This window comes from Sphingopyxis sp. GW821-FHT02C12 (assembly GCF_059421785.1).
Genome location: NZ_JBWKVQ010000002.1, coordinates 1,317,643 through 1,331,526, shown reverse-complemented (window position 1 = coordinate 1,331,526; position 13,884 = coordinate 1,317,643). Strand labels below are relative to the sequence as shown.

At 65.4% G+C, this 13,884-nt stretch carries 12 protein-coding genes; 3 read left to right on the top strand and 9 right to left on the bottom strand.

Annotation, left to right across the window (positions count from 1 at the left end; translation table 11 throughout):
• Positions 1-5: 5 nt before the first annotated feature.
• The 9 genes from AC07U1_RS21680 to wecB form a co-directional block, all read right to left on the bottom strand.
• Positions 6-497, bottom strand: a complete 492-nt coding sequence (locus tag AC07U1_RS21680) for a hypothetical protein (RefSeq protein ID WP_495177549.1) — start codon at positions 495-497, stop codon at positions 6-8.
• Positions 498-521: 24 nt separating this feature from the next.
• Positions 522-2,465, bottom strand: a complete 1,944-nt coding sequence (gene ftsH, locus AC07U1_RS21675) for an ATP-dependent zinc metalloprotease FtsH (protein ID WP_056351640.1) — start codon at positions 2,463-2,465, stop codon at positions 522-524.
• 86 nt (positions 2,466-2,551) lie between these two features.
• Entirely contained in the window at positions 2,552-3,550 is a 999-nt protein-coding gene (tilS, locus tag AC07U1_RS21670; protein ID WP_495177550.1) for a tRNA lysidine(34) synthetase TilS, read from the bottom strand.
• Positions 3,504-4,466 (bottom strand): tetratricopeptide repeat protein, encoded by a 963-nt coding sequence (locus AC07U1_RS21665; RefSeq protein WP_495177551.1) that lies wholly within the window; start codon positions 4,464-4,466, stop codon positions 3,504-3,506. Before AC07U1_RS21665 ends, tilS begins: the two co-directional genes overlap by 47 nt.
• A 123-nt stretch (positions 4,467-4,589) precedes the next feature.
• Complete coding sequence (locus AC07U1_RS21660) at positions 4,590-5,444, bottom strand: helix-turn-helix domain-containing protein (RefSeq protein WP_056351634.1); 855 nt, start codon at positions 5,442-5,444, stop codon at positions 4,590-4,592.
• A 142-nt stretch (positions 5,445-5,586) separates the two neighbouring features.
• The gene (gene hslU / locus AC07U1_RS21655) at positions 5,587-6,888 is read right to left on the bottom strand and encodes an ATP-dependent protease ATPase subunit HslU (protein WP_495177552.1); all 1,302 of its coding nucleotides are present in this window, start codon (positions 6,886-6,888) and stop codon (positions 5,587-5,589) included.
• Positions 6,889-6,894: 6 nt separating this feature from the next.
• Positions 6,895-7,461 carry an ATP-dependent protease subunit HslV gene (gene hslV / locus AC07U1_RS21650; RefSeq protein ID WP_495177553.1) on the bottom strand — a complete coding sequence of 189 codons (567 nt, stop codon included), beginning with the start codon at positions 7,459-7,461 and terminating at the stop codon, positions 6,895-6,897.
• A 191-nt stretch (positions 7,462-7,652) separates the two neighbouring features.
• Positions 7,653-8,948 (bottom strand): UDP-N-acetyl-D-mannosamine dehydrogenase, encoded by a 1,296-nt coding sequence (gene wecC, locus AC07U1_RS21645; protein WP_495177554.1) that lies wholly within the window; start codon positions 8,946-8,948, stop codon positions 7,653-7,655.
• The gene (wecB, locus tag AC07U1_RS21640; RefSeq protein WP_495177555.1) at positions 8,938-10,053 is read right to left on the bottom strand and encodes a non-hydrolyzing UDP-N-acetylglucosamine 2-epimerase; all 1,116 of its coding nucleotides are present in this window, start codon (positions 10,051-10,053) and stop codon (positions 8,938-8,940) included. Before wecB ends, wecC begins: the two co-directional genes overlap by 11 nt.
• A 223-nt stretch (positions 10,054-10,276) precedes the next feature.
• Here wecB and AC07U1_RS21635 point away from each other — a divergent pair, with 223 nt between their 5' ends.
• From AC07U1_RS21635 to AC07U1_RS21625, 3 genes are all read left to right on the top strand, one after another.
• The gene (locus AC07U1_RS21635) at positions 10,277-11,059 is read left to right on the top strand and encodes a metallophosphoesterase (RefSeq protein ID WP_495177556.1); all 783 of its coding nucleotides are present in this window, start codon (positions 10,277-10,279) and stop codon (positions 11,057-11,059) included.
• Positions 11,056-13,020 carry a polysaccharide biosynthesis protein gene (locus tag AC07U1_RS21630; protein ID WP_495177557.1) on the top strand — a complete coding sequence of 655 codons (1,965 nt, stop codon included), beginning with the start codon at positions 11,056-11,058 and terminating at the stop codon, positions 13,018-13,020. The genes AC07U1_RS21635 and AC07U1_RS21630 overlap by 4 nt, the downstream gene beginning before the upstream one ends.
• Before the next feature lie 75 nt (positions 13,021-13,095).
• Positions 13,096-13,881 (top strand): class I SAM-dependent methyltransferase, encoded by a 786-nt coding sequence (locus AC07U1_RS21625; protein ID WP_495177558.1) that lies wholly within the window; start codon positions 13,096-13,098, stop codon positions 13,879-13,881.
• The last annotated feature ends 3 nt before the right edge of the window (positions 13,882-13,884 follow it).

Sequence of the window (13,884 nt, the reverse complement as noted above, 5' to 3'; positions counted from 1 at the left end):
GCAGCCTAGCGGACGATGCCAAAAAAGGTCACCTTCTTGACCGCGCCCGCCGCCAGCGGTTCGGGCAGGACCCATTGGACATGGGTGACGTCGTCTGCGGTCGCCGGACGTGCCGCCGCGCCCGCCACCGGCACCGTCAGCCCGGCAAGGGTCCCATAGGTCTTGCCGCCGTCGATCGAGACCGAAAATCCCGCCATATCGTCGGTGCTGGCGAAGCGCACCTCGGGCGGGATCGGGTTGACGAATTTGAGGCCGGCGGCGGATTCGCTGGTCTGGTTGTCGAGTTGCAGCGTGAAGCGCAGCCGGTCGCCGGGAACGACGGTCTCGGGCGCCGAGAAACTGATCTTGCGCTGGCCCTCGGCGCCGGTCGTCACGGTCTCGACCTCGACATTCTGGCTGAACTCGACGCGCTGGAACGCCTGCACCGGACTGGCGAGCGCGAACATCGCCGCGACGCCGAGCCCGAACCGCGGCAGGCGGAATCTCTTGCGCTTCATGTCCAACCCCCCACCGACCGGAACTTATGCACCCTGCGGATTGACGTCACCGAAGGGGCGCGGTTTGCGCTTGATCTGCGGCAGCGAGCCGGCGTGGCCCGACACCGGGGTGCCGTGCTTGCTCTGGTCGTCCTCGCGGCCGATATCCTCGCCCTTGATCGCGCGCTTCGATTCCTCACCCGACAGCGTCTCATATTCGAGCAGCGCGGCGGCGAGCAGGTGAAGCTCGTCGAGATTGTCGGTGAGCACCTTGCGCGCGACATTCTCGCCTTCCTCGACGAGGCGGCGGACCTCGGCGTCGATCAGCCGCGCGGTGTCTTCGGACATATTCTGCGCGCGCGACACGCTGTGGCCGAGGAACACCTCGTCCTGGTTGTCGCGGTAGCGCAGCCAGCCGAGCTTTTCGGACATGCCATATTCCATGACCATCGAACGCGCCATGTCGGTCGCCTGCTGGATATCGTTCGACGCGCCCGTGTTGAGCTCGTCCTTGCCATAGATCAGCTGCTCGGCGATGCGGCCGCCGAAGCAGAGCGCGAGCCGCGCCTTCATCTGCTTCATGTTGGTCGAATAGCGATCACGCTCGGGCAGGTTCCAGGTCACGCCCAGCGCACGGCCGCGCGGGATGATCGTCACCTTGTGGAGCGGGTCGCAGCCTTCGACGTGCAGCGAGACGAGCGCATGGCCGGCCTCATGATAGGCGGTCGACTTCTTCTCGTCCTCGGTCATCACCATCGAACGCCGCTCGGCGCCCATCATGACCTTGTCCTTGGCTTCCTCGAATTCGTCGCTGGCGATCAGGCGTTTGCCCTTGCGCGCTGCGAGCAGTGCGGCTTCGTTGCAGAGGTTGGCCAGATCGGCGCCCGAGAAGCCCGGCGTACCGCGCGCGACGCGGCGCAGATCGACGTCAGGCGCGAGCGGTTTCTTGCGCGTGTGCACCTCAAGAATCTTCTGGCGACCCTCGATGTCGGGGCGCGGCACGACGACTTGGCGGTCGAAGCGGCCCGGACGCAGCAGCGCGGGGTCGAGCACGTCGGGGCGGTTGGTCGCGGCGACGATGATGATGCCCTCATTCGCCTCGAAGCCGTCCATTTCGACGAGCAGCTGGTTGAGCGTCTGTTCGCGCTCGTCATTGCCGTTGCCGAGCCCGGCGCCGCGATGGCGGCCGACGGCGTCGATTTCGTCGATGAAGACGATGCACGGCGCGTTGCGCTTGGCCTGTTCGAACATGTCGCGGACACGGCTGGCGCCGACGCCGACAAACATTTCGACGAAGTCCGAACCCGAAATGGTGAAGAAGGGCACACCCGCTTCCCCCGCGATCGCGCGGGCGAGCAGGGTCTTGCCGGTGCCGGGCGAGCCAACGAGCAGCGCGCCCTTAGGAATCTGGCCGCCAAGCTTCGAGAATTTGGTCGGGTCTTTCAGGAACTCGACGATTTCCTCAAGCTCCTCGCGCGCCTCGTCGATGCCGGCGACGTCGTCGAAGGTCACCTTGCCCTGCTTTTCGGTAAGCATCTTGGCGCGCGACTTGCCGAATCCCATCGCGCCCGAACCGTTGTTCTTCTGCACCTGACGGAACACGAAGAAGGCGATGCCGAGAATCAGCAGGAAGGGCAGCGACTGGATCAGCAGATAGACCCAGATATTGCCGGTTTCGGTCGGCTTGCCGTCATATTTGACATTGTTGTCGTTGAGCAGCTTGAGCAGGCTGGGATCGGGTACCAGGTTGGCGCTGAACCGTTCGTTGTTCGTCAATGTGCCCGTGGCGCGCTCCTCCGTCAGCACGACGTCCTTGACCGTGCCCTCCTGAACCTTCTGGCGGAATTCGGAGTAGGTCAGCGGGGTCCCCGCGGGCTGCGACGCGCCGCCGAACATCGAGGCGACGAGGAGCATGGCGAGCAAGATGCCGCTCCAGATCATCACGCTCTTCATCCAGGGGTTGCCCTGCGGTTCCTTGTCGTCCTGCATCGGAAACTTTCCAAATATCGCGCACGTCGCGCATCAACCCTGCCAAGATAGGATAATCGCGTTAAATGACAATGAGCCAAAGGCGGTTATTTGCGGGCTTTCCGGCGCGGCGCGGCGGAAATACGCCAGATCGTGCCGGCGAGGCCCGGAACCGCATCGATCAGCAGCGCCCCCACCATTGCGCGCCGCCCATTCTTCATCGCCGTGACGACCCCGTCGAGCGAGGCGCCGCGTAGCGCAAGGCCCCCGTCATTGGCGCGCAGCCGCTGGGTGACGACCCGGCGGAAAATCTCCGGCGGATAACCTTCGTCGCGGATCACCGCGATGTCGGAGGCATCGGGCCAGGAGGCGATCAGCCGTTCGACCGCCCAGTCGATTGCGTCGTCGGCCTCGGCCAGCCAGTCGGCCGAGCGCGATGCCGCCTCGACGTCGAGCAGCTTCTGTGACGCGAGCGCATGACGCAGCCGGGCACGGTCGAAACGGCTGTCGCTGTTCGACGGGTCGTCGACGAAGGGAAGATCCTCGTCGAGCGCGATGCGGACCAGTTCGTCGTGCCGCCAATGAAGCAGCGGACGCAGAATCGCGCCGTTCCTGGCGCGGATCGACGCCAGCCCGCCGACGCCGCTGCTGCGGTTGAGCCGCATCACGATCGTTTCGAGCTGGTCGTCGGCATGATGCGCGGTGAGGATGTGGCCGAGCCCCTCGTCCTTGCGCCACTGTTCGAGCAAGCGATAGCGTTCGGTGCGCGCCGCCGCCTGCTGCGACCCCTTGATCGGGGTCGGCGGGGTCAGCGTGGCATGCGGGATGAGTTCACGCGCGCAAAAGCCCGCGACCATGCGGGCTTCCTCGTCGGAACCCTGTCGCAACCCATGATCGACGGTCGCCGCGCGCACCTGCCCGGGCAGCAGGCTGGTCATCAGCCAGAGCAGCGCCATCGAATCCGGCCCGCCCGATACTGCGACGCCATAGCTGCGCTGCTGCCAGTCCGGACCGACGAGCGACGCCAGCTGGCGCCCCAGCCGGTGGACGGCGTCGGCCTCAACAGCCGGCTTTTGTTTTTGCGGCGGCAGCATCGGTACGCACATCCTGCGGAGCCTTGTCGCCATAGACTTCCTCGAGCTCGCGGAAAGCCTTGCAGGCGTCGGCCTTGCGGCCCAGCTTGTCGAGTGCGACCCCCATGTACATCAGGCTGTGCGGGGCGCGGGCGCCGCTCGGCCGATCTTTGTAATTGTTATAGAAGGCGACCGCAGCGAGGCTCGGCTTGCCTTCGTCGAGATAGGTGCGGCCGAGCAGATTCTGCGCGAAGCTGGCGAGGCGGTGCTGCGGCCATTTGGCGACGACGTCCTTCAGCTGGGTCTGCGCCTCGGGGTAGAGCTTCGCCTCCCAGAGGCGATAGCCATAGTTATAGGCGTCGTCGGTTTCGTTTCCCGTCGCCGGAATCTCGACCTTCTTTACCAGCGCGAGGCGCGCGGCGCTCGCGGCGGGGGCTGCCGGGGTCGCCGCGGGCTTTTTCACCGGTGCGGCGGCGGTGGTCGTGGCGGGCTTCGTCGTCGAGGCGGGCGTCGTCGCGGGCGGCCTGGCCGCCGTCGTGACGGGCAGGCTCGCGGGCGTCGTTTCGACCGTCGGCGGCGGCGCGGCGAAGCGCTTGTCCACCTCGGCCTTGTAGGCGGTGAACTGTTTTTCGAGTTCACGCAGCTGGAACGCGTTCTGCTCGGTCTGCCCGGTCAGCGTCTGCAGCTGGTTTTCGAGCGCGTCGACACGCGCGGTGAGGTCGATCACCGGCGCGCTGCTCTTCACCCGGTCGCCGGCGACATTGTCGGGTGCGATCTCGCCTTCGAAAAAGGCGGGGCTGCCGCCCGGAAACACCGAGCGCTGTACCGCGCGCATTTCCTTTTCGAGCCGGTCGACGCGCTTGCCGATCGTGTCGTCCTGCGCGTGCGCGGCACCGGGAAGCGAAACCAGCAGCGCGGCGGCCGCGGTTCCCAGAAAATAGTTACGCATCGTCATCTGCCTTTTCGGCTCCCACACCCGATTAACCATTACCTGGCTCATAACGCGCCAAGGGCCGCTTGCGCAAACCCAATTCGGCGCGGCGACCTTTCAGCCCGGCGGGCCGGGCGTCGCTCAGCGCTTCGTCGCCACCGGCGGAATGGTTTGCGCCGCCCCCGCGCCGTCGGCCCGCGCGACCAGATCGGCGGGCTTGAGCGAGATATTCTTGACCAGCGTATCGGCGGGTCCCACCGCACCGATGTCGCGGCCGCCGACGGTGACCTTCAGCGCCTGCGGAATGCTGGTGCGCAGCGTGAACTGCTGAACATAGGCCGCCGGCACCTCATAGGTTTCGCCCGCGTCGAGGGTGCGCCAATTCTCGGTCTTGCCGGTCGCATCGTCGAAGCCGATCCACACTTCGGACAGGCCGGTCAGCACGACCGGCGCATCGGCGGGGACGGCCTGGCCCGGCGCGGCGGCTTTCGGCGCCGGCGCGGTGCCGGGCGCGGTCGCCGGGGCCTCGGAGTTGTCGGCGGCCTGATTCTGCGCCGCGATCAGCGCCTCGTCGGGTTCGACCGACAGGAAACGCCAGATCCCATAAGCGGACCCGAGCAGCAGCGCGACGATGACCAGGGTCCAGGCGAGCCGGGCGGTCGGCAGGCGCGCCGGGTCGGTCGGTTCATAGGCCTCGTAAAGCGGGCGCGAACCATAAGCGTCTTCTTCGAGTTCGCGGCGGATGGCCGCGCCGATCTCGGCCTCGGGCAGGTCGACGGCGCGGGCATAGGCGCGCGCGAATCCGGTCACATAGGTGCGGCCCGGCAGTCCCGAAAACTCGGACTTCTCGATCGCTTCGAGATGGCGCTGGGTGATGCGCGTCCGCGTCGCGACATCGGCGAGCGACAGGCCCACGGCTTCGCGGGCCAACCGCAGCCGGTCACCCGTCCGCGTGATCGCCAGTTCGCCCTGCTCCGGGGCTTCCTCGTCTGCCATCAAAATCTCCGTGCCGGTCGTTTGCAACCCATGTCGACCTTGCGCGCCGTTCATCGCACTGACGGCGCGGCAAAGTCAAATGAAGTTCGGCAAAGGAACGGCTGAAAAGGACGGGAATTACGCCCGTCCGCGCGGCAGGCCGTCAGAGCACATATTTGCTGAGGTCGGTGTCGCCGACGATGTCGGAAAGCTGGCTGTCGACATAGGCGGCATCGATGTCGATGACCGTTCCGCCGCGGTCCTCGGCGGTGAAGCTGATTTCCTCGACCAGCCGTTCCATGATCGTCTGCAATCGCCGCGCGCCGATATTCTCGACCTTCTCGTTGACGTCGGCGGCGAGCTTCGCGACGCGCGCGATGGCATCGGGCGTGAAGTTCAGCGTCACGCCCTCGGTCGCGATCAGGGCGCTATACTGTTCGGGCAAACCTGCCTTGGTTTCGGTGAGGATACGGACGAAATCCCCCTCGGTCAGGGCGCCGAGTTCGACGCGGATCGGCAGGCGACCCTGGAGCTCGGGGAGCAGGTCGCTCGGCTTGGCGACATGGAAGGCGCCCGAGGCGATGAACAGGATATGGTCGGTCTTCATCGGCCCATATTTGGTCGCGACGGTCGTGCCTTCGATCAGCGGCAGCAGGTCGCGTTGGACGCCCTCGCGGCTTACCGATCCGCCGCGCACATCGCTGACCGCGATCTTGTCGATCTCGTCGAGGAAGACGATACCGTTCGCCTCGGCATCGGCGAGCGCGATGCGCGCGACATCGTCCTGGTCGAGGCGCTTGTCCTGCTCCTCCTCGATCAACCGCGTCGCGGCCTCGATGACCTTCAGCTTGCGCTTTTTCTTCGGCGGGCCGCCCATCGCCTTGCCGAGCATGTCGGACAGGTTGATCATGCTCATCTGCCCCGGCTGGCCCGGCAGTTCGAACGGCATCGACGGCGCGTCGGAAACCTCGATCTCGACCTCGCTGTCGTCGAGATGGCCTTCGCGGATGCGCTGGCGAAAACTCTGGCGCGTCGCTTCGCTGGCGCCCTTGCCGGTGAGCGCGTCGAGCAGCCGTTCCATTGCGGCTTCCTCGGCGGCGGCGCGCACCGCCTCGCGGCGGCGGTCCTTCTCCAGCCGCACCGCTTCCTCGACGAGGTCACGGGCGATCTGTTCGACGTCGCGGCCGACATAGCCGACCTCGGTGAATTTCGTCGCCTCGACCTTGATGAAGGGCGCGTCGGCGAGCTTGGCCAGGCGGCGCGAAATCTCGGTCTTGCCGCAGCCGGTGGGGCCGATCATCAGGATATTCTTGGGGCTGACTTCGTCGCGGAGGTCGGGGCCGAGCTGCTGGCGGCGCCAGCGGTTGCGCATCGCGACGGCGACGGCGCGCTTGGCGGCATTCTGGCCGATGATGTGCGTGTCGAGCGCGGCGACGATCGCCTTCGGGGTAAGGGCTTCGTTCATGTGGTCTTATGCCTGGATTTCGATGGTTTCTTGGGTGAACTGGTCGTTGGTATAGACGCAGATGTCGGCCGCGACTTCCATCGCCTTGCGCACCAGCACTTCGGGGTCCTTTTCATAATCGACCAGTGCGCGAGCGGCCGACAGCGCGAAATTGCCGCCAGAGCCGATCGCGGCGACGCCGCCCTTGGGTTCGAGCACGTCGCCGTTGCCGGTGATGACGAGCGTCACCTCCTTGTCGGCGACGATCATCATCGCTTCGAGGTTGCGGAGATATTTGTCGGTACGCCAGTCCTTGGCGAGTTCGACCGCGGCGCGCAGCAATTGGCCATTGTGGCGTTCGAGCTTGCTCTCGAGCCGTTCGAACAGGGTGAAGGCGTCGGCGGTCGCGCCGGCGAAACCGCCGATGACGCTGCCGTCGTGCAGGCGGCGCACCTTGCGCGCGTTGGGCTTCATCACGGTCTGGCCCATCGACACCTGGCCGTCGCCGATGATGACGACCTTGTCGGCGCTGCGGGCGGAAAGAATGGTGGTTCCGTGCCAGGGCGCGGCACTATGCGCATGGGGATCGTTCATGCGGCGGATATGGGAGAGTGGGGCGAGGGGTGCAAGGGGAGGGCCGCGATCCTCCCTGTGGCCGGAGGCCATGGGGAGGGGGACCGCGCCCGAAGGGCGTGGTGGAGGGGCCGCGACGTCGCGCCATTGCCCCTCCGTCAGCGCTATGCGCTGCCACCTCCCCATCGCTTCGCGACAGGGAGGATTTGACGTTAAGCCACCGCCCGCGGTGCGGGCGCCGTCGTCGGCCACCCCTGATCGGGCCACAGTCCGCGCGTGTCATAAACGATCTTGCCGCTGCGTTCCTCGAGCGGGACCGATTTGAACACATCATGGTCGACGAGCACGATCATGACATCACAGTCCGCCAGCGCATCGTCGAGTTCGACGAGTTCGGCGCCGGTGCCGGCGAATTCCATCGGCAGACCCTTGGCAAAGGGTTCGACGATCTGGATGCGCTTGCCGAACTGGCGCGCGAGCGCTGCGGCGACCTCGACCGCCGGGCTTTCGCGGAAATCGTCGATATTGGGTTTGAAGGCGAGGCCGAGCACGCCGATTTTTGCCTGCGGATGGCTCGCGACGAGTGCGGCGGTCGCGGCGATAACATGCGACGTCTTGGCCAGGTTGACCTCGCGCGCGGTGCGGATGAGGCGGCTTTCGTCGGGGGCGCCATGCACCAGGAACCAGGGGTCGACCGCGATGCAATGGCCGCCGACGCCGGGCCCCGGCTGGAGGATGTTGACGCGCGGATGGCGGTTGGCGAGGCGGATCACGTCCCACACATCGACCCCCATCTTGTCAGCGATCATCGACAATTCATTGGCGAAGGCGATGTTGACGTCGCGGTAGCTGTTCTCGACCAGCTTGACCATTTCGGCGGCGCGCGCAGTGGTGGTGACGCAGGCGCCGCGCACGAACTGGCGGTAAAAGGTCATCGCGCGGCGGGCGCAGCGCGGGGTGATGCCGCCGATGCAGCGGTCGTTGTCGACCAGCTCGATCAGGATGCGGCCGGGCAACACGCGTTCGGGGCAATAAGCGACGAAGATATCGGGGGTGCCGGTACAGCGCCCCGGAACCTTGAGGTCGGGACGCTCGGCGGCGAGCAGTTCGGCGACCTTCTCGGTCGTACCGACCGGCGAGGTCGATTCGAGGATCACCAGATTGCCCGGTTGCAGCACCTTGGCGATGCCGCGTGCGGCATCGAGGACATGGGAAATGTCGGGGCGATGCTCGTCGTCGTGCGGGGTCGGTACCGCGATGACGAAGGTGTCGGCGGCGACCATCGTCGTCGACGCGACGAGCGCGCCGCGCGACACGACCCCCTGGACCAGACCGTCGAGGTCGACTTCCTCGATATGGACCTTGCCGTTGTTGACGGTCTCGACGACATGCGCGCTGACGTCGATGCCGGTGACCTTGCAGCCCGAGCGCGCGATCAGTGCGGCGGTCGGCAGGCCGATATAGCCGAGGCCGACGACGGTGACTTTCTGTTCGATATCAACGGGCACGCGCGACAATCTCCGCAATCTGGGTGCCAGCCGTGCCGTCGCCGAAAGGATTGTGGGCGCGCGCCATGGCGGCATAGGCTTCTTCATCGTCCAAAAGGCTGAAAATTTCGGAAACGATGCGGTCCTTGTTCGTACCTACGAGCCGCGCGGTGCCGGCTTCGATACCTTCGGGCCGCTCGGTCGTCTCGCGCATCACCAGTACCGGCTTGCCGAGCGAGGGCGCTTCTTCCTGCACCCCGCCGCTATCGGTCAGCACCAGTTCGCTTGACGCGAGCAGGCGGACGAAATGCGGATAATCGAGCGGATCGATCAGTGCGACATTGCCGAGGGCACCAAGGATCGGCTCCATCGCCGCACGCACATGCGGGTTGGGATGGACCGGAAAGATCACCGCGACGTCGGGGCGTGCCGCGATCGCGGCGATGGCATCGGCGATCGCCTTCATGCCGTCGCCGAAATTCTCGCGCCGGTGCGAGGTGACCGCGACGATGCGCTTGCCGGCGAACCGCGCGAGCAAGGGATCGAGCCCCGCCGCCAGCGATGGCTCCTCGTCGATCCGCGTCTTCGTCGCCAGCAAGGCGTCGATCACGGTATTGCCGGTGATATGGATACTCGCCGCCGGCACATTCTCCGCCCGCAGCGCCGCTGCGGCGGTTTCGGTGGGTGCAAAATGGAGGTCGGCGACCGCGCCGGTGACCTTGCGGTTCACCTCCTCGGGCCAGGGGTGATAGATGTTGCCGCTGCGCAGCCCCGCCTCGACATGGCCGACGGGAATCTTGCGGAAATAGGCCGACAGCGTCGCCGCCATCGTCGTCAGCGTGTCGCCATGGACGAGGATGCGGTCGGGCTTCTCGGCGTCGAACGTCTCGCCCAAACCGACGACCAGCCGCGCCAGCAGCCCGTCGAGCGTCTGGTTCGCCTGCATGACGTCAAGGTCGATGTCGGGCGTGATCCGGGCGATTTCGAGCACCTGGTCGAGCATCTCGCGATGCTGCGCGGTGACGCAGACACGGACGTCGAGCCCCGACTGGCGTCGCAAGGCGTGCACCACAGGGAACATCTTGATCGCTTCGGGACGCGTCCCGAACACCGTCATCACCTTCATTTTTCGCTCTTGCCTCGGCTGTTCATGGCGCTGTCCCTAATTGATTTTGGTTGTTATCCGCTTAACTTCGTGTCGAAACTCGTCAGGGTGTGATCCTTGTCATTGCAATGATCGCCGGTAAATGCCTGAAGCCATGCATCCCGATCAGGGTTCGTGCGTTGCTACGGCGCTGCGGCATAGACCGACGATTTGGGGTAGGGCGTCAGTTTCAATCGGTAAGACCATGTTAAAAAGACTTTTCAGCCGCAAAGCGGCCCCCGAACCCGTATCCGAAGACTGGCCGCAGGTGCCGACCGGCACGCGCGTCTATGCCATCGGCGACGTCCATGGCCGGCTCGACCTGCTCGACGCGCTGCTCGCGCGGATCGCCGACGAAAGTGCGCGCGATCCGGCGGATACCGTCCATCTCGTGATGCTGGGCGACCTCATCGATCGCGGCCCGCAATCGGCACAGGTCGTCGAACGGCTGTTGACCAGGCCTTCCGGCATCGACGAACTGCATCTGCTGATGGGCAATCACGAAGAAGCGCTGCTCGAAATCCTCGATGGCGCGCATTCGCAGCTCCCCGGCTGGATCCGCTATGGCGGCGAGCAGGCGCTGCAGAGCTACGGACTTGAAGACTCGACAATTTTCGGCGATAGAGAGGCATTGGTCGCCAAAATCCATGCCGGCATACCGGCTTCGCATGTTCGTTTGTTCCGCTCGATGGTGGATTATGTGCAGATTGGCGACTATCTCTTTGTTCATGCAGGGATTTTTCCCGGGCGCCCGCTCGACCAGCAACAGGTCCACGACCTGCGCTGGATCCGCGAGCAATTTCTCGATGACGACCGGGACCATGGCGTGATGGTCGTTCACGGCCACACGATCACCGCCGACGTCGATTGCCGCGCGAACCGCATCGGCATCGATACCGGCGCCTATCGCAGCGGCATGCTCACCGCGCTCGTCCTCGAAGGGCGGACGCAGCGCTTCCTCAAGACCGGGGAGAGCGTCGCGGCATGATATTGGGGCGAATTTGGGGGGTGGTCGAGGAGCATATCCTCGCAATGCTCGAAACGCTGGTCGCGCTCGGCCGCAGCGAGAAGCGCGCGATCCTGATCGTCGCCGACGCATTGCTTTGCGTCGCCGCGGTTCTGGTCGCTTTCTCGCTTCGTCTCGGCCGCTGGGAAATCTTTGATCGCGAGGTCGGGCTGGCGGCGGTCATCGCGCTGTCGAGCTGGCTGCCGATCTTCCTGATGCGTGGCACCTATAGTTCGATCCTGCGCTTCTCGGGCGGGCGCACTATGGTCGGGCTCGGCTACTCGGTCCTCCTCTATTCGATCCCGCTCATCGTCATTTTCGGGATCATCGGGATGACCGGCATCCCGCGGACCCTGGCGTTCATCCAGCCTTTGCTGTTCCTGCTGTTCCTCGCCACCGCGCGTATCATCGCGCGCTACGCCGTCGTCGACCTGCTCAAGCGCCGCGATATCCAGCAGCAGTCGGTCGTGCTCATCTATGGCGCGGGCGAGGCGGGGCAACAGCTTGCGATGGCGCTGCGCGGCGATCCGGGGATGCGGCTCGTCGGCTTCATCGACGACGACCGCAAGATCGAGGGCGAGATCATCGACGGCGTGCCCATCTATTCGCGCCCGAAACTGCCTTATCTGGTCGATAGCTTCGGCGTCACCGACGTGCTGCTCGCGCTGCCCCACGTCACCCGCTCGAAGCGGCGCCGGGTGATGAAATCGCTCGAAGACTGGCCGATCCGCGTCCGCATGCTGCCCAATATGCGGCAGATCATCGACGAACAGGTGTCGGTCAGCGACCTGCGCGACGTCCAGATCGAGGATTTGCTCGGCCGCGATCCGGTGCCGCCGAACCAGTTGCTGCTCGGCCGCACGATCGTCGGCAAAACCGTGATGGTGAGCGGTGCCGGCGGCTCGATCGGCAGCGAACTCTGCCGCCAGATCGTGACGATGCGCCCCGACCGGCTGATCCTCGTCGAATCGTCCGAATATGGCCTCTATGCGATCGGTCAGGAACTGCAGGCGGTGATCGCCGAATTGCCCGAAGGGCAGCAGCCCGAACTGGTCGAGGAACTGGGCAATGTCACCGACCAGCCCACCGTGCGGCGTCTGCTCGCGCGGTGGCGGCCCGACACGATATTCCACGCCGCCGCCTATAAGCATGTGCCGCTGGTCGAGGCGAACCCGATCGCCGGCATCGGCAACAATGTGTGCGGCACCCTGTTCATGGCGAGCGAGGCCGACCGCGTCGGGGTCACGAACTTCGTGCTGATCAGCACCGACAAGGCGGTGCGCCCGACCAACGTCATGGGCGCCTCGAAACGCGTGTGCGAACTGGTGCTGCAGGGCCTCGCGGGCCGCGGCAGCAAGACCATCTTCGCGATGGTCCGCTTCGGCAATGTGCTGGGGTCGAGCGGCTCGGTCGTGCCGCTGTTTCGCGAGCAGATCCGGATAGGCGGACCGGTCACCGTCACCCACCGCGACGTCACGCGTTTCTTCATGACCATCCCCGAAGCCGCGCAGCTCGTTATCCAGGCCGGCGCGATGGCTAAGGGCGGCGAGGTGTTCGTGCTCGACATGGGCAAGCCGGTGCGGATCATCGAACTGGCGCGCACGATGATCAACCTGTCGGGGCTGACGGTGCGCGACGAGGATCATCCCGACGGCGACATCGAGATCGCCGAGGTCGGACTGCGCCAGGGCGAAAAACTCTACGAGGAACTGCTGATCGGCGACGATCCCAAGCCGACGAGCCACAGCCGCATCATGCAGGCGCGCGAGGCGATGCTCGAATGGGCCGACCTGTCGGCGAAGCTCGACCTGCTGCGCGACGCGATGGACCATGGCCGGGCCGAGGCATGCCTCGACATCCTGCACGACCTCGTCCCCGAATTTCGGCCGCCCGAAGAGGTCAATCAGGCGAGCGCCGATATTCAGGCACCGCTGGCCGGCTGAAACCCCACCGAACGCGCTGTTGCCCGCACCGGCCCGGTGCGATAGCCCGTGGCGTCCCTCCATGGAGTTTCACCTTTGCCCGCAAATTTCGACGCGCTCGACCAATATATCGACCGGCAGATCGAGGCCGTCGCGGGCTATTTCGGCCATGTCGAATGGGCGGCGATCGACGCGATCGGGCGCTGGCAGGTCGAGGCGGGGATCAAGGGCAATCTCGCCGAAATCGGCGTCCATCATGGCAAGCTCTACTTCATTCTCGCGCTGCTCCGCCAGGCCGGCGAACGCGCGCTCGCGATCGACCTGTTCAAGGATGACGGCCTGAACACCGGTATTCACGCCGGCCGCGACAAGGCCTTTTTCGACAATCGCGACAAACTCGGCATCGCGCTCGACGAGCAAGAAATCTGGACCGTCGACACGCTGACGCTGACGCCCGAGGCGCTGCGCGCGCGCATCGGCGACGTCCGGCTGTTCAGCGTCGATGGCGGCCATGCCTATGCGAATGTCGTTCACGACATGCGCCTTGCCGAAACCGTTCTGGCCGACGACGGCGTGATGATCATCCATGATTTTTTCGGCATCGGCTGGCCCGACGTGTCGGTCGCCGCGATCCATATGCTCACCGAGATGAAGGATCGGCTGCAACCCTTTCTGATCACGCAATATAAACTATTCGTCGCGCGCCCGGCGGCGGTCGAGCGCTATCGCGCGATGCTTGCGGCCAACCCACGCCTCGCCACCGCGCAAATGTCCGACCGGGCGATGTTCGACAACCCGATCACCCTGCTCAACCTCGGACGGCGCGAATTGCTCGAGCGGCGGATCAAGCGCAAGCTGGGCTTCTATCCCAAAAAGCTGTGATCG